Origin of the sequence: Halomonas sp. GXIMD04776, from assembly GCF_049808615.1 — a bacterium.
Taxonomy (GTDB): domain Bacteria; phylum Pseudomonadota; class Gammaproteobacteria; order Pseudomonadales; family Halomonadaceae; genus Modicisalibacter.
The window spans coordinates 67,979-87,397 of sequence record NZ_JBNCAN010000009.1; the positions used below are offsets into that span (position 1 = coordinate 67,979).

Below are 19,419 nucleotides of genomic sequence, written 5' to 3' on the forward strand. Positions count from 1 at the left end.
ACGTTACTTCTTCACCATACGATAAATGACCAGCAGTACGATGGCGCCTAGCACGGCAATGACAAAGCTACCCAGGTTGAAGCCGGTCACCGAGCCGAAGCCCAGGGCAGAGCCGATCCAGCCGCCAACCACGGCGCCCAGGATGCCGATGATGATGGTGACGATGAAGCCACCGGGATCTTTGCCGGGCATGATGAGCTTGGCAATGATACCGGCGATGAGGCCGAAGACGATCCAGGCGAGAAACCCCATGGTGTTTCCTTACATTTGGGAATGAGCCTTTATCATGGCGGCAATGATCGGATACGACAAGGCGTCTGCGTCTTGCGTGATAACCAGGCCGAGCCGGTACAATTACCTAAAATGCACTCGTCGGATGCTTGCCCATGCACTGTCCTTTTTGTGGTTCTCACGACACCCGGGTGTCCGATTCGCGCCTGGTTGCCGAAGGCGATCAGGTTCGCCGCCGTCGGCAGTGCGCGAATTGCAATGAACGCTTTACCACCTATGAAACCGCCGAGTTGATCATGCCGCGGGTCATCAAGGCGGACGGTTCTCGGGAGAGCTTCAATGAAAGCAAACTGCGAGCCGGCATGCTTCGGGCGCTGGAGAAACGTCCGGTGAGCGCCGAATCCATCGAGGCGGCGGTGGAGCGTATTCGCCAGCGCCTGCGGGCTCGCGGTGAGCGCGAGGTCGAGGCTCGGGAGATCGGCGAAGAAGTGATGCGCGCCCTCAAGCGGCTCGACCAGGTCGCCTACATTCGCTTTGCGTCGGTCTATCGTCGTTTCCAGGATCTCGATGAGTTCCGTGCCGAGATCGATCGCCTGGCTCAGGAGCCTGGGTTTTCTTCTCCGGAGGATGAACAGTAGGCCATGACCACTGCAACCCACGAAAGTTGGATGGCCCGCGCCCTGATACTGGCCCGGCGCGGTCTTTACACTACCGATCCCAATCCGCGAGTCGGCTGCGTGCTGGTCAAGAATGGCCAGTTGGTAGGAGAGGGCTGGCATCAATACGCCGGCGAGCCCCATGCCGAGGTCAATGCGCTTCGCAATGCCGGCGAGGCTGCCCGAGGCGCGACCGCCTACGTCACTCTGGAACCCTGTTCGCACCAAGGACGCACCGGTCCCTGTAGCCAGGCGTTGATCGAGGCCGGTGTCGCCCGGGTGATCATCGCCATGCAAGACCCTAATCCCTTGGTGGCCGGGCGCGGTGTCGCCATGCTCGAGGAGGCGGGTGTCGAGGCCGAGCTTGGCCTGCTAGAAGATCAGGCGCGGGCTCTGAATCCGGGATTCATTGCGCGCATGGAGCGCAAACGTCCGTTTGTGCGCCTGAAGATGGCCATGAGTCTCGATGGGCGAACCGCCATGGCAAGCGGCGAATCCCAGTGGATCACCGGTCCGGCGGCGCGCACCGAGGTGCAACGGTTGCGCGCGCGTTCCAGTGCGGTGATGACCGGCGTCGAGTCGATCATCTTCGACAACTCGCGACTCACGGTGCGCCCCGAGCAATTGAATCTCGAGCAAGGCGAGGCCATCGCCGCTCGCCAGCCATTGCGCGTGGTGGTCGATTCGCACTTGCGTCTGCCGTTGGCGGCGGTGTGCCTGCGCGAGCCGGGGCGTACCTTGATTGCCACCTGCAATGATGACGAGACACGTCGCGAAGCGCTGGAACAGGCCGGGGCCCAGGTGATCATGCTCGCCTGCGATCGACAGGGGCGGGTCGATCTGGAGGCGCTGCTACATCATCTGGCGCTTCAGGAGAGCTGCAACGAAGTGCTGCTGGAAACCGGCGCCACCCTGGCCGGGGCCATGCTCGATGCGGATCTGATCGACGAGATGCATCTGTTCGTGGCGCCTACCCTATTGGGGAGCGAAGCACGTCCGCTATTCGCCCTGGGGGGAATGGAGCGCATGGCCCAGCAACGTGCGTTGCAGATCGACGACATTCGCGCGATCGGGCATGATTGGCGTATTATTGCTCGCCCCAAGCGACGGTGCTGAACAGGATAACGGCGCCATGCTCGGCATCGTTGCGGGGGAGGGGCTGGCGCCGATGCCTGGGTGCAGGTACCCTGAGCCCGATTTGATTCGTGGCTGTTGTTCGATCAGGCATGACGTTGTCGTTATTCACCGACGAGTCCATCAGTAACGCTTCCTGGAGAATGCATGTTGCCTTCCTCTTTCCAGCCCCCCGGCGAGGGCGCTTCAAAGGATTCGCCTGGCCCGGCGCTGGCTGGCATCGAAGAACTGGTCGAAGAGATCCGCCAGGGCCGGATGGTGATTCTCATGGATGATGAGGATCGTGAGAACGAAGGCGATATCATCATGGCTGCGGAGAAAGTCGAGGCAGCGCACATCAATTTCATGGCGCGTCATGCCCGGGGCCTGATTTGCCTGCCGATGACCCGAGAGCGTTGCGAGCGCCTCAATCTGCCCTTGATGGTGCGCGATAACAATTCTGGTTTCGGCACCAAGTTCACCCTCTCCATAGAAGCCGCCCAGGGTGTGACCACCGGTATTTCCGCGGCGGACCGGGCGCGAACCGTGCGTGCCGCGGTGGCGCGAGACGCCAAGGCGGCCGACATCGTGCAGCCGGGGCATATCTTCCCGTTGATGGCCGAGCCGGGGGGCGTATTGCGTCGTGCCGGTCATACCGAAGCGGCCTGCGACCTGGCCGCCATGGCGGGTCTCGATCCCAGCGGTGTGATCTGCGAGGTCATGAACGAAGACGGCAGCATGGCGCGCCGCGCCGAACTCGAGCGTTTTGCCGCCGAGCATGATGTGAAGATGGGCACCATTGCCGATCTGATTCATTATCGTATTCACAACGAGCAGACCGTCGAGCTCACGGAGCAAGTTCCGGTTCATACCGCCGTCGGCGATCTGACCCTGCATGTCTTTCGCGATCGTATTCAGGGCGCGCACCATCTGGCACTGGTCAAGGGTCAACCCCGCCCGGAAGCGCCGACCACGGTAAGGGTGCATCTGGCCGATACCCTGCGCGATGTGTTGATGCTGCAGCGCCCGGAAGGCGGAAGTTGGACCGCTCATGCCGCCCTGGCCCAGATCGCCGGAGCAGAGGCAGGCGTGCTGGTGCTGCTCGATGATGGCCGAGGGCCCCTGGATTTCAAGACACAGTTGGATGTCTTTTTGGGCCGCACGCGGATGCCTCGCTCGACGGATTCAGATGGTTCGGGCAATTACCTGATGATCGGTACCGGTTCCCAGATATTGCGCCAGCTCGGGGTGGGCAAGATGCGTTTGCTCAGTTCGCCCTGGAAGTTCTCGGCACTTTCCGGTTTCGATCTCGAAGTGGTCGAGCTGCTGGGCGGCGATACCCTCGAGGCCAACGAGTCAGTAAAATAGCTCCTTTTTTGCCAGGATTGACTATGCAACCGATCGCCCAAGTCGAAGGTTCCTTTACCGATGTCGATGGCCGTTATGTCATCGTTGTCGGTCGTTTCAATCATCATGTGGTCGATAGCCTGGTGGAAGGCGCCGTCGACAGCCTGGTGCGCCACGGGGTCGATGAAGACAACATCGACATCGTGCATGTGCCCGGTGCCTGGGAGTTGCCGTTAGCGGTCAAGCGGGCCCTGCGCCTGATCAAACCGGAAGCGGTCATCGCCCTGGGGGCGGTGATTCGTGGCGGCACACCGCATTTCGAGTATGTTGCCGGCGGCTGTAACGCTGCCCTGGGCAATCTGCAGCTGGAGTTCGAAACCCCTATCGCCAACGGGGTGCTCACCGTCAACTCCATCGAACAGGCCATCGAGCGCGCGGGCACCAAGGCCGGCAACAAGGGCGCCGAGGCGGCCATGGCTGCCATGGAGATGGTGTCGCTGATGAGGCGTCTGGGAGGTAAGGAATGAGTGCCGCCAGGCGTGCCACGGTCAATGCCGGTCAGGCCCGTCACGCAGCACGGGAGCTAACGGTGCAGGGGTTGTATCAGTGGCAACTCAACGGCAAGTCGGCCACTGCCCTGGAAGCCGAATTCCGTACTCAGGTGGCCGATGATGACCTCGCGGACCACGAGAACTGGTCCAAGGTCATGGAAATCGCCGATCTGGCCTTGTTTCATGAGCTGCTGCACAACGTGATACGCGATCGTGCCGATCTGGATGCCTCGATTGCGCCGCTGCTTGATCGGCGCATCGTAGACCTGGACCCTATCGAGCTTGCCATCCTGCGTCTGGGCGCCTACGAGCTGGCAAAGCGCCCCGAGGTGCCTTACCGGGTGGTAATCAACGAAGGCGTCGAGCTGGCCAAGGCCTTTGGCGCCACCGATGGCCACAAGTATGTCAATGGCATTCTTGACAAACTTTCCGCACGGCTCAGAAATGCCGAGGTCAATGCCCGGCGTCGCTGACAGGCCAGGTCGCGAGCCAGGTGAGTTCGAGCTTATCGCTCGTTACTTCCTGCGCCGCGATGAAGGCGAGGCGACCGGTCTGGTGCTGGGGCCCGGGGATGACTGCGCGCTGTTGTCGCCCAGCCCGGGCCAGCACCTGGCGGTGAGTGTCGACACCTCGGTAGTCGACGTGCACTTTCCCGCCACGGCTCCTGCCTGGGCGGTGGGGCATCGAGCCTTGGCCGTCGCCTTGAGCGATCTTGCCGCCATGGGGGCGCGAGCGCGCTGGTGCACCATGGCGCTGGCGATTCCTCGAATGGATGAGGCGTGGATCGCCGCCTTTAGCGACGGCTTTCATGCGCTTTGCCAAGACAGCGGCGTGGCCTTGGTCGGGGGCGACGTAACCCGCGGGCAATTAAGCATCAGCGTCACCGTTCAGGGCGAAGTACCGCCGGATAAAGCGCTGCGGCGCAGTGGAGGACAAGCCGGCGATCTATTGGCGGTTACCGGTACGCTGGGCGGTGGATTGGGAGGATTGAAAGCCTGGCAGGCGGGTGAACGCGATCTCGAGCATGATCTGCTCAAGGCGTATCTGCTGCCTCGACCTCGGCTCGCCGCGGGCTTGGCATTGCGTGATCTGGCGCATTGCGCTATCGATGTCTCCGATGGTCTGCTGGCGGACCTGGGACATCTTTGTCGTGCCAGTGGCGTAGGCGCCGAACTCGAACTTGAACAATTGCCTTTGGCCGTGGGGTTGGAAGCAGCGCTGGGGCTCGACGCTGCGCAACGTGCGGCACTGACCGGTGGTGATGACTACGAACTGCTATTCAGTTTGCCGGCTTCGGCGGTCGACACCGCCCGCCAGCGGTTGGCAGCGAGTGGCGATACCTTGATCGTGATCGGACGGTTGAGCGAATCGCCGGGCATCGTCGGAGTTGGTGACGAACGAGTGGCTGGCTGGCAGCACTTTCCGGGAGGATCGTCATGAATCGTGCGCCTCCCAGCGTCTGGCGACGCCCCACCCATTTCTTTGCCTTCGGTCTGGGCAGTGGTGCAGTCCCTTTCGCTCCGGGTACCTTCGGTACTCTGGCAGCGATTCCCTTCTATTGGTTGATGTCCGATTTGCCACTGGTCTGGTATCTGGGATTGGTATTGTTCGCCAGTCTGGTGGGCATCTGGTTATGCGACAAGACCTCTCATGACCTGGGTGTCCACGATCATTCCGGCATCGTCTGGGATGAGTTCGTCGGCTACTGGATCACCATGGCGGCGGTGCCGTTCTCCTGGGAGTCGGCCTTATGGGGCTTCGTCGTATTTCGGGTATTCGATATCATCAAACCCTGGCCGATTCGGTGGGTCGATCGGCGCGTGGCCGGCGGTTTCGGCATCATGCTGGATGACATCCTGGCCGGGGTGTTGGCCTGGAGCGTGATGCATCTGTGGTTCTGGTTACATTGAACTGGCTCAAGAGGACATCATGCGCAAGGTTTGGTTTGCCGTTGCCACCGTTGTGGTGCTCGGAGCGGGATATCTGGGTGCCCAGGCCTACTCCAGTCATGTCTTCGAGCGAGAGCTCAGCCGTACGCTCGAACACGCGCGCGCCAATCCTCAATGGCAAGTAACCCGCGATGAGGTTGAGCGCGGTTGGTTCCATTCCCGGGGACGTTTGCAGCTCAGTCACATCGATAACGCGCAGTGGCGCTTGAGCCTGCCTTACGATGCTCGTCATGGTCTGTTGAGTACGCGGATCAGTGGTGCCTTGCAGGGCTATCGGCATGAGGCGTCAAACACAAGCGGTGAAGGTCGGAACGATTCGGTCGAGAGTCCAGTACAAGGTCGTACCGCGCTGTTCGGTGATATATTGGATTCGGCGGAGCCGCGCTGGGTGACCACCCTGCATACCCTCGATCGACGTGCAAAAGGGCGTCTCGATATTCCGTCTTTCACATTGAGCCGGGAAGAGGGGCAGCTTTCATCGGAGGGTGCTGAGTTCACGCTTGATGGTCACGTGAGTGATATCAGTATCAAGGGGTCGATTGCGCCGCTGAAGCTACGCAGTGAAGCCGCGAAGATCGTCACGGGGCCGCTGAGTATCGACAGTCGTTATCAGGTGGCGGATGGCGGTAAGTCTCTGTTTCAGCACAGCGAGCTGAGCCTCGACCGGCTGCACTATACTAATCGGCAGCAAGCGCCGATTACACTCCTGGGGCTGAGCTATGAGGGCGACTCCCGGCTTGATGATCAGTTGACGATCAACGCCAGTATCGCCTTGGACGAAGCCCGGGTCGCCGGTGAGGCGATGCTCTCCGGCCGCCTTGACGTCAGGCTCGACCGTTTGAATGGAAATGCCGTGCGACGTCTGCAGTCACAGTCCGCTCAATTGATCGAGGAGCAGGGCGGCGATTTCTGGTCACTCAGTGACGCTCAGCGCAAGACGCTGATTCGACGTCTCGAATCGTCCTTGCTGGCGACCCTGGTCGATTCGCCTCGCTTCAATCTCGAAGGCATTACCTTGCAGAGCGCTCTGTTCGGGGTGGATGTCCGCGGCCATGGTGAGCTGATCTTCGAGGGTGATGACAGCCAGGCATTGGATATCGAGGCGTTGCTGAACGGCAATGCACAGGCCTGGCGCGAACACTTGAACGGCGGTTTCAGCTGGCAGGGAGTGCCGCCGCTGGTGGCCTTGCAGCTCGGTCTGCCCCCGGGTACTCGCCAGGTCGATATGCAGATCGAGCGGGGCAACGTGCTGGTCAACGGTCGTCCATTACCGCCTTCATTGTAGTGCCGGGAGGATAATAGAACCCGCCTGGCTCTTGAACTTGCCTGTCGTCGCCCGCATTGCATGAGACATATTGGCAAACCGGCCTAGGAATGCAGGGTGGATGATGAGCGAACACAATCAAGACGATCAGGACTTACTTACCGAAGAGTTCAACGAAGAGCAATCGAGCCACTCCGGGGCTCAATCAGAAGCTCAACCCGGGACTAGCTCGGGGGCTATGATAACGACCCAGGAGTACCTGCCCGAGCGTATTTATCTGTTACCCATTCACAATCGGCCTTTCTTTCCCGCCCAGGTGCAGCCGCTGGTCATTCATCGTGAGCGCTGGGAGGAGACCATACAGCGTATCGCCGATACGCCGCATCACACTGTTGGTCTGGCGTTTGTCGGCGATGTCGAGGTGGGCGAACTCGATTACGCGCATTTCCCCAGCATCGGTACGGCGGTCAAGGTCCACAAGGCGCAGGGTGAGGATCAGCAGATTCAGTTCATCGCTCAGGGCATGCGCCGTTTTCGTATCCAGCGCTGGTTGTCGAAGAAGCCGCCGTATCTGGTCGAAGTGAGCTACCCGAAGGAGCCTGTCGACAAGGAGACCGATGAAACTCGCGCCTATGCCATGGCATTGATCAATGGCATCAAGGAGCTGTTGCCGATCAACCCGCTCTACGGCGAAGAGCTCAAGCAGTACCTCAATCGCTTCAGCCCCCATGAGCCGGGGCCGTTGACGGATTTCGCCGCCGCCATCACTTCCGCCAAGGGGCCAGAACTGCAGGGTATTCTCGAGACCCTGCCGGTGATGACACGCATGCAGAAGGTATTGCCGCTGTTGCGCAAGGAGATCGATGTCGCTCAGCTGCAGACCGAAATCAGCGAACAGGTCAATGCCCAGATGCAGGATCGCCAGCGCGAGTTCTTCCTGCGCGAGCAGCTCAAGGTGATCCAGAAAGAGCTGGGCATTTCCAAGGACGATCGCGAGAATGACGTCGATACCTTCCGTGCGCGCCTGGAAAATCTGACGGTCCCCGAGCGGGTCATGGGGCGCATCGACGACGAGCTCGACAAACTCTCGGTACTCGAGACCGGCTCGCCGGAATACGGCACCACGCGCAACTACCTGGATTGGCTCACTTCGCTACCCTGGGGCGTGACTTCCGATGATCAACTCGACCTCAATCATGCCCGCACGGTGCTCGATCGCGACCATGATGGCTTGAAGGACGTCAAGGAACGCATCATCGAGTTCCTCGCCGAAGGCACCTTCAAGGGGGACGTGGGTGGTTCCATTGTCATGCTGGTCGGCCCGCCCGGGGTGGGCAAGACCTCGGTGGGGCGCTCCATCGCCGAGGCCCTGGGGCGCAAGTTCTACCGTTTCTCGGTGGGTGGCATGCGTGACGAGGCGGAGATCAAGGGACATCGGCGCACCTATATCGGCGCCATGCCCGGTAAGCTGGTACAGGCTCTGAAGGAGGTCGAGGTCGAGAATCCGGTGATCATGCTCGACGAGATCGACAAGATGGGGCAATCGTTCCAGGGCGATCCTGCCTCGGCGCTGCTCGAGGTGCTCGACCCGGAGCAGAACGTCGACTTCCTCGATCATTACCTCGATGTGCGCCTGGACCTCTCCAAGGTATTGTTCGTGTGCACCGCCAACCAGCTCGACACCATTCCGCCGGCGCTGCTCGACCGCATGGAGCAGATTCGTCTCTCCGGCTATATCGCCGAAGAGAAGATGGCCATCGCCAAGCATCATCTGTGGCCTAAGCTGCTCAAGCGCGACAAGATTCCCAAGAAGCGCATCAATCTCACCGATGCTGCCCTGCGCCAGGTCATTGAAGGCTACGCTCGGGAGGCCGGGGTACGCCAATTGGAGAAACAGCTGCACCGTATCGTGCGCAAGGCAGCGGTCAAGTTGCTGGAGAGCGAGCAGAAGAGCGTCAAGATCTCGGTCAAGAACCTGGAGGAGTATCTTGGTGCACCGCTGTTCCGTCGAGAGAATGTGCTTCAGGGCGTGGGTGTGGTGACCGGCCTGGCCTGGACCTCCATGGGCGGCGCCACGCTGCCCATCGAAGCGTCCAAGGTGCATGCATTGACGCGGGGCTTCAAGCTCACCGGCAAGCTGGGGGATGTCATGCAGGAGTCCGCCAATATCGCCTACAGCTATGTGCTGGGGCATCTTGGTGAATACGGCGCCGATGCGGATTTCTTCAACGAGGCGTTCGTACACCTGCACGTCCCCGAGGGGGCGACGCCCAAGGACGGGCCTTCCGCCGGGGTAACCATGGCCACGGCACTGATTTCCCTCGCCAAGAACCAGGATATCGATCGCCCGATGGCGATGACCGGTGAGTTGACCTTGACCGGGCAGGTGCTGCCGGTGGGTGGTATCCGCGAAAAGGTGATCGCTGCGCGCAGAAGCGATATTTTTGAGCTGATCCTGCCCGATGCCAATCGCAGGGATTATGAGGAGTTGCCGGATCATCTCAAGCAGGGCATGACCGTGCATTTCGCCAAGCAGTATCAAGACGTGGCCAAGGTGGTTTTCGGCTAGGGTCGTGGCGAGAAGCCTTCAGATAGTGGCCGACCGGCAGCCCGTTCGATAGCGATGGGTGGCCGGCGGTTACGACCTATTAAACTATTGAAAGCCAATTGTTGGGAAGTTCGAGAAGAGAGCCATCACGTTCCTCGCTTCATGGCGCTTCGCATATTGGCTGTCAATGTTGAAACAAAATGCATCAATGCATCGTTTGCGAGACTTTCTTTCTCGAAGGTATACAATATGCCAATATGCACCGGCCAGGTACCAGAGGCGCTTGCGGCGTCACGATGAGTTTGACCGTTGAGTGTTTCGATACGGCCCAATTCTGGTTCGGCGCGGTTACGGTGGTGAAGCCTTGCTCCAGCAGATTCTGAGCCATTGGCAGTGATGCTGCAGTCACTCTACGAACCTTGGGTATAAAGCATGTTAGACGCTAAAAATAACTTCGTCATCGGATCCAAGCCAGTATTTGAAAATTACGGCTGGAAACATAAGGATTTGGGTGATCAGGTTATTTTATCCTATTCGCATGACTCGGATATCATTTTTGGACAATTATCGGATGGCCATGTTTTTGCCCTAATCGGGTTTGCTGTTTCAGTATTGAATGATGATCCTGCCAGTATTCTCAGCAGAAATGAAATAACAAGCATAGATCGCGATGCAGCATATCTATCTGGTCGATGGGCAGTCCTGACATATAAAAAATGCATCTCTGATGCATCTGGTCTGATGAGCCTTTTCTATAGAGACATATTAGGCCATGTATGGATTTCCAGCTCTCCTTCCATACTCGGAAAATACATTGGAAATAAAACCAAGCGTATAGATTGGAATGTTGTCCACAGATCCGGAATCGACTGGGTTCCAGCACCGTACACGACGAGAGAAGAGGTATACCGTCTACTTCCACAAAGGTCTATCAAGCCCATAACAGGAGACATAGATATCCAGTCACCTGATTTAGAAACGGGTCCCGACCTGATAGATTCCTTATCCAACGCCATGACTCAATGGAAAAAGCATAATGAAAATACATGGCTGCCATTGACGGCAGGGATAGACACCCGAACCTTATTAGCTATCGCCAAATATACCGGAAATGATTTTAAAACTTATACTAGTAAATATAAAAATTTACCCAAAAAAGATCTAAAATTCCCCCCTAAAATAGCTAATCTAGCAGGGTTTCATCACGAATTTTGGGTTCCTAAAAAAGTGAATTCTGAAAAAAGAAGATGTGAACTATTAGAAGCATCCGATAACTCCCTTATTAATGGTGAGCATAGCTATATTTTTGGGATGGGAGAGAATCAGTTCAACACTGGCGATGCGGTGCTTCACGGTACTGGATTCGAGGTGGGAAGATGTTACTATTGGGGGAAGTTGTCTTCAAATAAGCCCAAAGATGCGCACGAAATACTGGATCCAATGGATGGTATAGAACGAACCAATGATTGGTATGATGCAATTAATTGCTATATCAAATCTTTAGATGAAAAAATGCCTTTAGACATGGATTGGCGAGACAGATTCTATTTGGATCAAAGGGTGGGGTCGTTTGGGGCAGGCCACCATTTTTATAGTGATTACCAAGGGCTGAAAAGAATTGATATAGCTAATTCCTTTTGGATCATGAAGCTGCTGCTTGAGTATGGACCTGAAGATAGAAAAAAAGGGGCGGCTCAGATCAGTATTATCCAACAAGCGGATCCAAACCTTCTTTCGATTCCAATCAATCCTGAAAACAAGATTGTTAATTTCATTAAAGGGAAAATCCCTGTTTCTGTAAAGGCAGAAATGCATAAATTACTCAAGAGGTGATTTTGTATAGAAAAATGGCGATTGTTTGACAGAGATACTCTGCTTTAGATAGCGCTGTATTCGATACGCCTTTTGATGTGACGTTTTGGTATTGCTACCGAACGGCTGCATTTAGCAATAAGAAAGCTCATGGAAAAGAGTGGATTAGATATATCTTATTCGCGCAAGGACGATACTTAAAAACTTGATAATAATCATGGCAAAAAAATGAACTTCAAGTCCTATGCCGAGCTTAGCAACGATATTTTTAGCAATATCGATAAGGTGCAGTCTCAAGGCTACGAATTGGTGGTAGCCATTCCACGAAGCGGTGTGATTCCTGCCTATATGTTAAGTCTTTTGCTTAACATAGATTGTACGAATCTGCATGATTTTATTAAAAATAATAGCCTTGTAAAAGGCAACACAAGAAGGACCAGAAGGGCAATGCGCAACGCATGGGACGCCAAAAAAGTATTGATTGTCGATGACAGTGTAAATACCGGCGCTTCCATGGTAGACGTGCTTAGCCAGATACCCAAGGACTGCCCCTGCGAAATAACCACCCTGGCGATATACGGTAATACTATCGGTATTCCTAAAGTGGATGTGTGTTTAAAATACCTGGCGTCACCCCGGGTATTTCAATGGAATATGTGGCATTGCGTAGTCATGCAGCGAGCTTGCGTTACCTTGGATGGTGTGATTTTAAACTGGCATGCAGAGGAAAATGGCAAGGGGCAAGATGCCGTGAATTTCGTTGAAAGCATCAAGCCAATTGTCCTGCCCTCCTATCGGATTCATTCGCTGATAACCAAGCAGCCCGAGCATTCTCGAAAAGCAATCGAGAGTTGGCTTTCACATCACAACGTAAACTATGACAATCTGGTCATGGCGCAGTCATGTGATAAAAATGTCGTTTGTGACGAACAAAAATATTGCGATCTGAAGGTGGATTGGTATAAAGGCAACCCGGAGCTCAGCTTTTTTTTAGAACATGATTTTGATCATGCGTTACGTATCGCCAAAGCGACGGGAAAGCCGGTTTTTTGCACGCAAACCAATGATGTGGTGAGGCCTTCCGTCGAGGCAGTCATTAAACATGGTAAGGCGCATTTTGTTAGGATCAACTTCGCAAGAATGAAGAAGTTAGTGAAAAAATGGCGTCCCATAGTATAAAGAAAGTGTGTGAGGAAATCTCGTGCAGGGCTCGTGCAGGGAGAATATTCGCTCGACATAGGCCCCGTGGCCTCCTCCCGTTGTAGTCAAGCAGGTCGAATAGAGTTTAGTAATGTTTTCGGTAATCATCCTGGAGTCTTTTTTTAGTGTTTTGATGAGACTTCCATGAAGACGGTTAGAGTGCCATACCCTTGATGTTACTCCCTGGGTAGGGCTGTTTCGCGTTGCAGTGATCCAGCCGCCAGTTCAGCGATGGGTAGCCGGTGCCTCTAACAGCAACAGGATGTTGTGAACGAATTCAAAAGCTAAGGCCCGCACAAAGCGGGCCTTAATGATTCGGACGATCTATCGTCGCAGTTTCGATCACTTGCATCTGCCTGATTCAGCCGATCAGGCGGCTTCCCGCAGCGGTTCGATGGTATAGTCTTCAAATGCTTCTAGTTCACACTCCAGGATGTACCATATTTCTAGCATTTCAAGACTTTCTTCGGAGCAACACATACGCTATTCCTCCAATGCCAATGGATCTTTCGTTCAACCAGTATGGAGCATGACAGATTTAGACCAAAGTCGATATGATGATTTTCGACCTTTTTTTGATATGGATCAATCTTTTGAGCATAACGACGCATAAGGTCGCTTGCAAAGTGGGCAGGGTAAAGGAGAACGCATGAAGGAAACCTATAATGTAGGCCTAGTCGGCTATGGAATGGCCAGCAAGACCTTCCACGCACCGTTGATCGCGGCGACTCCAGGGCTTGAGGTCGTGGCAGTATCAAGCAGCGATGCCGACAAGGTACTCGCCGACTTACCCCGAGTGGAGGTAATGGCGACGCCTCAGGCATTGTTCGCACGTCCGGATATTGATCTGGTTGTCATCCCCACCCCCAACGATACCCATTTCCCTTTAGCCAAGGCGGCACTGGCGGCGGGCAAGCATGTCATCGTGGACAAGCCTTTTACCGTAACCTTGGGTGAAGGGCGGCTACTCAAAGGATATGCGGAGGAGGCGGGCAAGTTGCTGTCGGTGTTTCACAATCGCCGGTGGGACAGTGACTTTCTAACGGTTCGCGCACTGGTCGAGGCACGTACCCTGGGGCGGTTGGTGCATTTCGAGTCGCACTTCGATCGTTTTCGTCCCGATGTCGGGCAGCGCTGGCGCGAGCAACCCAAGCCCGGTGCTGGCCTGTGGTACGATCTCGGCCCGCACCTGCTCGATCAGGCGCGACAGATTTTCGGCATGCCCCGGGCCATATTGCTCAATCTTGCCAAGCGTCGTGATGGTGCTCAGGTCGACGATGACTTTCATGCCTTGCTGGATTACGACGGGCTGCGAGTCGTGCTCTGTGCCAGCACGCTGGTCGCGGCGGAGTCACCGCGCTTTATTCTGCACGGTACCCAGGGTAGCTATGTCAAGCATGGACTCGATCCCCAGGAGGCCTGGCTCAAGGAAGGACAAACACCAACCCCTCAATGGGGCGTGGATAGTCGCGACGGAGAGCTGATGCTGCAGGAAACTGACAGCGAGGAGGCGTCGTTGGTGGCGCATGCCTGTGGCACCTTGCCCGGTGATTATCTGGCCTATTATATCGGGATACACGACGCCCTGGCTGGCGAAGGGACCAATCCGGTTTCCGTGGACGATGCCCTGGCAGTGATGCAGTTGCTTGAGACAGGACTGGACAGTGCTCGTCAGGAGCGTTGGGTGAAGCTCAAGGAGCTTGGTGGGCTACGGCGCAAGTACTGATTCGTTCCCGTCAGATGTAAATTCAACACATGCTAAATGACACAACCTCGACCGAAGTCGAGGTTGTGACTCATTCAATCTGTATACCGATAGACGTAACGAGCGTTGCCGATATCAGTTGCCGGATTTATCACTACCGGTTTCTACATCATTCGCGGAATCCACGCCACTGTTGGGCGCCAGGTCGTCCTGATCCAATTGCTGAGTGCTCCCCTGATTTGAAGAGGGGTCCACATTTTCACCGGAATCGATGCCGCTGTTGGGAGCCAGGTCGTCTTGCTTGACCGATCCGTCAGTTTGGCTGTCCGGCGTTGGGTTTACATCCTGGGCTGAGTCGACGCCACTATTGGAGTCTGTCGGCGATGATTCCTGAGCGATGGCGGCGGTAGAAAATGCCATCATGGATGCCAATAAAGCTGCTGATAATGTCAGTCCTTTCATGCTCATACTCCTTTTAACCTTGAAGGTTGTACAGAGGCTATACGAGATGTCGTTGATTTGCAAATAGTTCGCGGATATAGCGTTTCTGGCGCGTCCAGCACGGACACGTTGCGCCTTACCACCACGCATTGCCGCTTTGCGTTGCCTTGATGCGCTCGCGGGCGATGAACAAGGCGGCAATGGCCCGTGCTTCGTGAAAATCTTCCCGCGCCAACAGGGCGGGAAGATCATCGAGGGCATGGGTTTCCACCACCAGCGGTTCCGGTTCATCCCCGGGCAGACGCTTTTCGTAGAGATCGCTGGCCAGCAGTACATGCATGCGATGATTCATGTAGTTGGGGGCCAACGATAGTTCGACCAGGGGTTCGATATTGCGGGCGCCCATGCCGCACTCCTCCATCAGTTCACGATTGGCCGCAGTGACGATATCTTCACCAGGATCGACCAGGCCCTTGGGCAACGTCAGGGCATAGTCATCGAATCCCGCCGCATACTCATGAATCAGCAATACATGATCCGGATCCGGCATGGCCACGATCATGACTGCCCCACGGCTCGTGCCCTTGAGACGCTCGAAGCTGCGCTCGGCACCGTTGGAAAAGCGCAGATCGAGTCGCTCGATGGTAAAGAGTCGGCTGTGGGCGACTTCCTCGCGGTTGAGAACATTGGGTTTGGGAGGGGGCATTGGCGGCATGGTGAATGTATCCAGTACAATAAAGGCAATATCGAATCCTCTTTTACCACTGCCCGATAGCGCCTGGCCAACGATGAATTGCCTGTCAGAGCAGGGTCGAACATGGAGAATCATGGAGAACGTACGAATCGACAAGTGGCTATGGGCCGCGCGTTTTTTCAAGACCCGGGCCTTGGCCAAGAAAGCAATTGAGGGTGGCAAGGTCGAATACAATGGTGCGCGGGTCAAGACCAGCAAAAGCGTCGAAGCTGGGGCCTTGATCAAGGTACCTCAGGGCTGGGATACCTGGGAGGTCGAAGTGCTGGCGGTGACCGATCAGCGTCGCGGCGCGCCCGAGGCCCGGGAGCTGTATCGCGAGACATCGCAAAGTCAGGCACGACGCGAGCGGGAGACGGAGGCCCGGCGCCTGGCCAATCGTAGCGTGATGGCACCGCGCGGACGTCCCGACAAGAAGCAGCGACGCGATATTCAGCGTTTTCAACGCCAGCGCCCTGATGAGTGAGGGCGACTTTCTTATCATTTTCATACCTTTGAGCTTTGAGACCCGCCAATGAACGATCAGATTCAGCGCTTTCTTTTCGATGACACTAACGTTCGTGGCGAGATCGTCACTCTTGAAAACGCCTATGCCGAGGTGCTCGACAAGCACGCTTATCCCGCGGCGGTGGAGCGCCAACTGGGCGAGTTGCTTGCGGCGGCGGCGCTACTGACGGAAACCATCAAGCTGGACGGCACCCTGAGTCTAGAGGTGCGAGGTAATGGCGTGCTCAGCCTATTGGTGGCGGAGTCCAATCCTGGTGGCGAGCTGCGCGCCGTTGCACGACTCGACGATACGGTGGCGCTGCCCACGGACGAGGCCTCGTTCAAGGAGCTGGTAGGGGATGGCCGGCTGGTCATTACCCTGGATCCGCAAGAAGGCAATCGTTATCAGGGCATCGTCGAACTCAAGGCCGATGATCTGGCGGGCTGCCTCGAGGAATACTTCGAGCGCTCCGAGCAGCTCGCCACACGGTTATGGCTGAGTGCCGATGGACAGCGCGCAGCGGGACTCCTGCTTCAGCAGTTGCCGGGTGACGATAGCCATCGCGATGCGGATGCCTGGTATCGGCTGGTGACGCTGGCAAGTACGGTATCCAACGATGAGCTGCTGGCGCTTGAGCAACGCGATTTGCTCTATCGACTTTATCATGAGGAAGCCACCCGGGTTTTCGATCCTAAACGTCTGCACTTTGGCTGCAGTTGTTCCCGGGAACGTATCGCCCATGCACTCCTTAATCTGGGCGCTGCGGAACTGCGCACCATTCTCGAAGAACAACAGGCCATCGATACTCAATGCCATTTTTGCCATACCCACTATCACTTTAGTGCCGCTCAGATAGAGGCATTAATCGAATCTCCTGATGCTGGCTCTCCGATACTGCACTAATAGCCTTGGAACGCTGAGTGTTCTCATCGTTGGCATGGGGAAAAAGCAGCGTTTGCCGGGCGGTGGCTTTTTGCAATAATGTCGCCCTGTAACGCGATACGCTCGAAATGTTATATGAAGCTATAAAAGCGGATATCAGAGAAGAGTGTATTCATGTAGGGACGGTGACACGTCCGTGGACGGCGCGATGAACAGTCCGCGTTTTGGATAATGAGAGGAGCGGCCCAAGGGCCATGAACCAACGATGACCACTACCCAAGCAGATCGTCAGATAGCAGCCGAGAGTCGCGCCACGCGCAACCACCTCAATTTGAGTGCCGCTGAGCTCGTCGAGCGTGCCGTCTCGCGCAATGAGGGACATCTGGCCGACAACGGTGCTCTGGTAGTGAATACCGGTGCCCGTACTGGCCGTTCGCCCGCGGACCGCTTCATCGTCGATGAGCCCTCCACCTCAGAATTGATTGACTGGGGGAGTGTCAACCAGCCTTTCGATGCCGAGCGTTTCGATGCCTTGTGGGAGCGAGTCGAGGACTATCTTGCCGAAGGCGAGAGTTTCGAATCCGAACTGCATGTCGGTGCCGATCCCGAGTATTATCTGCCGATCCGCGTCACTACCGAGACGGCCTGGCATAATCTCTTCGGGCGAATCATGTTCGTGCGGCCCGAGACGTTCAATCCCAAGGGCAAGAGTGAGTGGAGTATCCTCAACGCCCCTCATTTTGTCTGCGAGCCCGAGCGGGATGGCACCAATTCCGAGGGCACCGTGATTATCAACTTTGCCCGTCGTCGGGTATTGATCGCAGGAATGCGCTATGCCGGTGAGATGAAGAAGGCGATGTTCTCCGTGCAGAACTTCCTGCTGCCCGAGAAGGATGTATTGCCGATGCATTGCAGTGCCAATGTCGGCGACGATGGCGAGACCACTTTGTTCTTCGGGCTGTCCGGCACCGGCAAGACGACACTGTCCGCTGATCCGGCACGTTATCTGATCGGGGACGACGAGCATGGCTGGGGCGAGGACACGGTGTTCAACATCGAAGGCGGCTGCTATGCCAAGTGCATCGACCTTTCCCAAAAGAACGAGCCGGTCATCTGGGATGCCATCAAGTTCGGCACGGTACTCGAAAACGTGACGCTCGACGACCAGCGCCATGCGGATTACGGTAATGACAGCCTGACCCAGAACAGCCGCGCCGCTTACCCCCGGGAGCACATCGAGAAACGCATCGAGGAAAACCGCGCCGGCGAGCCCAATGCCATCATCTTCCTGACCTGCGACATGAGCGGTGTATTGCCGCCGGTGTCTCTGCTGTCGAAGGAGGCCGCGGCGTATCACTTTCTGTCCGGGTACACCGCCAAGGTGGGCTCCACCGAGATGGGCTCGTCCGCGGGGCTAGAGGCGACCTTCTCGACCTGTTTCGGGGCACCTTTCTTCCCACGCCCCGCACGGGAATACGCCGATCTTCTGATCAAGCGTATCGAAGGTTTCGGTTCCCGCGTCTATCTGGTCAATACTGGCTGGACCGGAGGCAGCTTCGGCCAAGGAGGCAGTCGATTCAGCATTCCCACGACCCGAGCCATCATTGCGGCGATTCAATCCGGAGAACTCAAGGATGCGGAAACCCGGCACATCGATGAGCTCAATTTGGATATTCCGAAAGAGGTATCCGGTGTCGACTCGACGCTGCTCGACCCGCGTGACACCTGGCAGGACAAGGACGCTTACCAGGAACAGATGACGCAGTTGGTAAGCAAGTTCGTCAATAATTTCAAGAAATTCGAGGGTGTCGACGACGCCATCGTTCAGGCCGGCCCTACACTCGATTGATCGAACCTTTACCGTCCATTCGCATCCAAGGGAGAGCCGCAAGGGTTCTCCTTTTTTTATGGGAGCAACAACATCGCATCGAAGGCAGATGATTGAAACGCAGGTAATTGGAAGGGTCGAGGAGTATCATTATGCAACGACGTCATTTTCTGGGATTGCTGGGGGCTGGCGGTCTCGCGGGCTTATTGCCGGGTCTTGCCCGGGCGCGCCCCAAACTGGAGCTCGAACGGGCGGCGGACATCGAACCGTTGGAGTTGAGCGAAGAGCAGTGGCGCGAACGGCTCACCGAGGAGCAGTTCAATATTCTGCGGGAGGCGGGCACCGAGCGTGCCGGCAGCAGCCCGCTCAATGACGAGAAGCGCCCAGGCACGTTCCACTGCGCGGGCTGCGACTTGCCGCTGTTTTCAAGCGAAGCAAAATATGAATCTGGTACCGGCTGGCCGAGTTTCTATACGCATATCGAAGGCCATTTGCTCACAGAGCTGGACTTCGTCATGTTGTTCCCGCGTACCGAGTATCACTGCGCTCGCTGTGGTGGCCATCAAGGGCATGTGTTCGAGGATGGACCGAAACCCACGGGACTGCGCTGGTGCAATAACGGCTTGGCGCTCAAGTTCGTTCCTGCCTGATTGG

General features: G+C 56.5%; 19 protein-coding genes. 16 read left to right on the forward strand and 3 right to left on the reverse strand.

Annotated features, from left to right (window positions below; all coding sequences use genetic code 11):
* Window positions 1–3 precede the first annotated feature (3 nt).
* Entirely contained in the window at window positions 4–252 is a 249-nt protein-coding gene (locus ACPF7Z_RS07865) for a GlsB/YeaQ/YmgE family stress response membrane protein (RefSeq protein WP_425192720.1), read from the reverse strand.
* A 134-nt stretch (window positions 253–386) separates the two neighbouring features.
* Here ACPF7Z_RS07865 and nrdR point away from each other — a divergent pair, with 134 nt between their 5' ends.
* From nrdR to ACPF7Z_RS07925, 12 genes are all read left to right on the forward strand, one after another.
* Window positions 387–869: a transcriptional regulator NrdR gene (gene nrdR / locus ACPF7Z_RS07870; RefSeq protein WP_425192721.1), complete on the forward strand. Its 483-nt coding sequence runs from the start codon at window positions 387–389 to the stop codon at window positions 867–869.
* A gap of 3 nt (window positions 870–872) precedes the next feature.
* Complete coding sequence (gene ribD / locus ACPF7Z_RS07875) at window positions 873–2,003, forward strand: bifunctional diaminohydroxyphosphoribosylaminopyrimidine deaminase/5-amino-6-(5-phosphoribosylamino)uracil reductase RibD (RefSeq protein ID WP_425192722.1); 1,131 nt, start codon at window positions 873–875, stop codon at window positions 2,001–2,003.
* A gap of 165 nt (window positions 2,004–2,168) precedes the next feature.
* Entirely contained in the window at window positions 2,169–3,368 is a 1,200-nt protein-coding gene (ribBA, locus tag ACPF7Z_RS07880; protein ID WP_425192723.1) for a bifunctional 3,4-dihydroxy-2-butanone-4-phosphate synthase/GTP cyclohydrolase II, read from the forward strand.
* Window positions 3,369–3,391: 23 nt separating this feature from the next.
* Window positions 3,392–3,874, forward strand: a complete 483-nt coding sequence (gene ribE, locus ACPF7Z_RS07885) for a 6,7-dimethyl-8-ribityllumazine synthase (protein ID WP_425192724.1) — start codon at window positions 3,392–3,394, stop codon at window positions 3,872–3,874.
* Window positions 3,871–4,371 (forward strand): transcription antitermination factor NusB, encoded by a 501-nt coding sequence (gene nusB, locus ACPF7Z_RS07890; RefSeq protein ID WP_425192725.1) that lies wholly within the window; start codon window positions 3,871–3,873, stop codon window positions 4,369–4,371. The genes ribE and nusB overlap by 4 nt, the downstream gene beginning before the upstream one ends.
* Window positions 4,355–5,338 (forward strand): thiamine-phosphate kinase, encoded by a 984-nt coding sequence (thiL, locus tag ACPF7Z_RS07895; RefSeq protein WP_425192726.1) that lies wholly within the window; start codon window positions 4,355–4,357, stop codon window positions 5,336–5,338. The genes nusB and thiL overlap by 17 nt, the downstream gene beginning before the upstream one ends.
* Window positions 5,335–5,808: a phosphatidylglycerophosphatase A family protein gene (locus ACPF7Z_RS07900; RefSeq protein ID WP_425192727.1), complete on the forward strand. Its 474-nt coding sequence runs from the start codon at window positions 5,335–5,337 to the stop codon at window positions 5,806–5,808. Before thiL ends, ACPF7Z_RS07900 begins: the two co-directional genes overlap by 4 nt.
* Before the next feature lie 19 nt (window positions 5,809–5,827).
* Window positions 5,828–7,132 carry a DUF945 family protein gene (locus ACPF7Z_RS07905; protein WP_425192728.1) on the forward strand — a complete coding sequence of 435 codons (1,305 nt, stop codon included), beginning with the start codon at window positions 5,828–5,830 and terminating at the stop codon, window positions 7,130–7,132.
* Window positions 7,133–7,235: 103 nt separating this feature from the next.
* Window positions 7,236–9,680, forward strand: coding sequence for an endopeptidase La (gene lon / locus ACPF7Z_RS07910; protein WP_425192729.1), 2,445 nt, complete (start codon window positions 7,236–7,238; stop codon window positions 9,678–9,680).
* 411 nt (window positions 9,681–10,091) lie between these two features.
* Entirely contained in the window at window positions 10,092–11,492 is a 1,401-nt protein-coding gene (locus ACPF7Z_RS07915) for a hypothetical protein (protein ID WP_425192730.1), read from the forward strand.
* Window positions 11,493–11,699: 207 nt separating this feature from the next.
* Complete coding sequence (locus ACPF7Z_RS07920; protein WP_425192731.1) at window positions 11,700–12,650, forward strand: phosphoribosyltransferase; 951 nt, start codon at window positions 11,700–11,702, stop codon at window positions 12,648–12,650.
* 670 nt (window positions 12,651–13,320) lie between these two features.
* Window positions 13,321–14,397 (forward strand): oxidoreductase, encoded by a 1,077-nt coding sequence (locus tag ACPF7Z_RS07925; protein ID WP_425192732.1) that lies wholly within the window; start codon window positions 13,321–13,323, stop codon window positions 14,395–14,397.
* A 114-nt stretch (window positions 14,398–14,511) separates the two neighbouring features.
* On the opposite strand, the gene ACPF7Z_RS07930 is transcribed toward ACPF7Z_RS07925, so the two are convergent.
* A complete protein-coding gene (locus ACPF7Z_RS07930; RefSeq protein ID WP_425192733.1) occupies window positions 14,512–14,838 on the reverse strand; it encodes a hypothetical protein in 327 nt (108 codons plus the stop codon).
* A 115-nt stretch (window positions 14,839–14,953) separates the two neighbouring features.
* The gene (gene nudE, locus ACPF7Z_RS07935) at window positions 14,954–15,532 is read right to left on the reverse strand and encodes an ADP compounds hydrolase NudE (protein ID WP_425192734.1); all 579 of its coding nucleotides are present in this window, start codon (window positions 15,530–15,532) and stop codon (window positions 14,954–14,956) included.
* A 112-nt stretch (window positions 15,533–15,644) separates the two neighbouring features.
* Here nudE and ACPF7Z_RS07940 point away from each other — a divergent pair, with 112 nt between their 5' ends.
* From ACPF7Z_RS07940 to msrB, 4 genes are all read left to right on the forward strand, one after another.
* Window positions 15,645–16,034, forward strand: a complete 390-nt coding sequence (locus ACPF7Z_RS07940) for an RNA-binding S4 domain-containing protein (RefSeq protein ID WP_425192735.1) — start codon at window positions 15,645–15,647, stop codon at window positions 16,032–16,034.
* Window positions 16,035–16,082: 48 nt separating this feature from the next.
* Window positions 16,083–16,958: an Hsp33 family molecular chaperone HslO gene (hslO, locus tag ACPF7Z_RS07945; protein ID WP_425192736.1), complete on the forward strand. Its 876-nt coding sequence runs from the start codon at window positions 16,083–16,085 to the stop codon at window positions 16,956–16,958.
* A gap of 244 nt (window positions 16,959–17,202) precedes the next feature.
* Window positions 17,203–18,786: a phosphoenolpyruvate carboxykinase gene (locus ACPF7Z_RS07950; RefSeq protein WP_425192737.1), complete on the forward strand. Its 1,584-nt coding sequence runs from the start codon at window positions 17,203–17,205 to the stop codon at window positions 18,784–18,786.
* 131 nt (window positions 18,787–18,917) lie between these two features.
* Entirely contained in the window at window positions 18,918–19,415 is a 498-nt protein-coding gene (msrB, locus tag ACPF7Z_RS07955; RefSeq protein ID WP_425192738.1) for a peptide-methionine (R)-S-oxide reductase MsrB, read from the forward strand.
* Window positions 19,416–19,419: the final 4 nt, after the last annotated feature.

Bases quoted from the DNA above. Each gene is read 5' to 3' on its own strand.
- ACPF7Z_RS07865 (WP_425192720.1), bottom strand. From the start codon at position 252: ATGGGGTTTCTCGCCTGGATCGTCTTCGGCCTCATCGCCGGTATCATT.
- nrdR (WP_425192721.1), top strand. From the start codon at position 387: ATGCACTGTCCTTTTTGTGGTTCTCACGACACCCGGGTGTCCGATTCG.
- ribD (WP_425192722.1), top strand. From the start codon at position 873: ATGACCACTGCAACCCACGAAAGTTGGATGGCCCGCGCCCTGATACTG.
- ribBA (WP_425192723.1), top strand. From the start codon at position 2,169: ATGTTGCCTTCCTCTTTCCAGCCCCCCGGCGAGGGCGCTTCAAAGGAT.
- ribE (WP_425192724.1), top strand. From the start codon at position 3,392: ATGCAACCGATCGCCCAAGTCGAAGGTTCCTTTACCGATGTCGATGGC.
- nusB (WP_425192725.1), top strand. From the start codon at position 3,871: ATGAGTGCCGCCAGGCGTGCCACGGTCAATGCCGGTCAGGCCCGTCAC.
- thiL (WP_425192726.1), top strand. From the start codon at position 4,355: ATGCCCGGCGTCGCTGACAGGCCAGGTCGCGAGCCAGGTGAGTTCGAG.
- ACPF7Z_RS07900 (WP_425192727.1), top strand. From the start codon at position 5,335: ATGAATCGTGCGCCTCCCAGCGTCTGGCGACGCCCCACCCATTTCTTT.
- ACPF7Z_RS07905 (WP_425192728.1), top strand. From the start codon at position 5,828: ATGCGCAAGGTTTGGTTTGCCGTTGCCACCGTTGTGGTGCTCGGAGCG.
- lon (WP_425192729.1), top strand. From the start codon at position 7,236: ATGAGCGAACACAATCAAGACGATCAGGACTTACTTACCGAAGAGTTC.
- ACPF7Z_RS07915 (WP_425192730.1), top strand. From the start codon at position 10,092: ATGTTAGACGCTAAAAATAACTTCGTCATCGGATCCAAGCCAGTATTT.
- ACPF7Z_RS07920 (WP_425192731.1), top strand. From the start codon at position 11,700: ATGAACTTCAAGTCCTATGCCGAGCTTAGCAACGATATTTTTAGCAAT.
- ACPF7Z_RS07925 (WP_425192732.1), top strand. From the start codon at position 13,321: ATGAAGGAAACCTATAATGTAGGCCTAGTCGGCTATGGAATGGCCAGC.
- ACPF7Z_RS07930 (WP_425192733.1), bottom strand. From the start codon at position 14,838: ATGAAAGGACTGACATTATCAGCAGCTTTATTGGCATCCATGATGGCA.
- nudE (WP_425192734.1), bottom strand. From the start codon at position 15,532: ATGCCGCCAATGCCCCCTCCCAAACCCAATGTTCTCAACCGCGAGGAA.
- ACPF7Z_RS07940 (WP_425192735.1), top strand. From the start codon at position 15,645: ATGGAGAACGTACGAATCGACAAGTGGCTATGGGCCGCGCGTTTTTTC.
- hslO (WP_425192736.1), top strand. From the start codon at position 16,083: ATGAACGATCAGATTCAGCGCTTTCTTTTCGATGACACTAACGTTCGT.
- ACPF7Z_RS07950 (WP_425192737.1), top strand. From the start codon at position 17,203: ATGACCACTACCCAAGCAGATCGTCAGATAGCAGCCGAGAGTCGCGCC.
- msrB (WP_425192738.1), top strand. From the start codon at position 18,918: ATGCAACGACGTCATTTTCTGGGATTGCTGGGGGCTGGCGGTCTCGCG.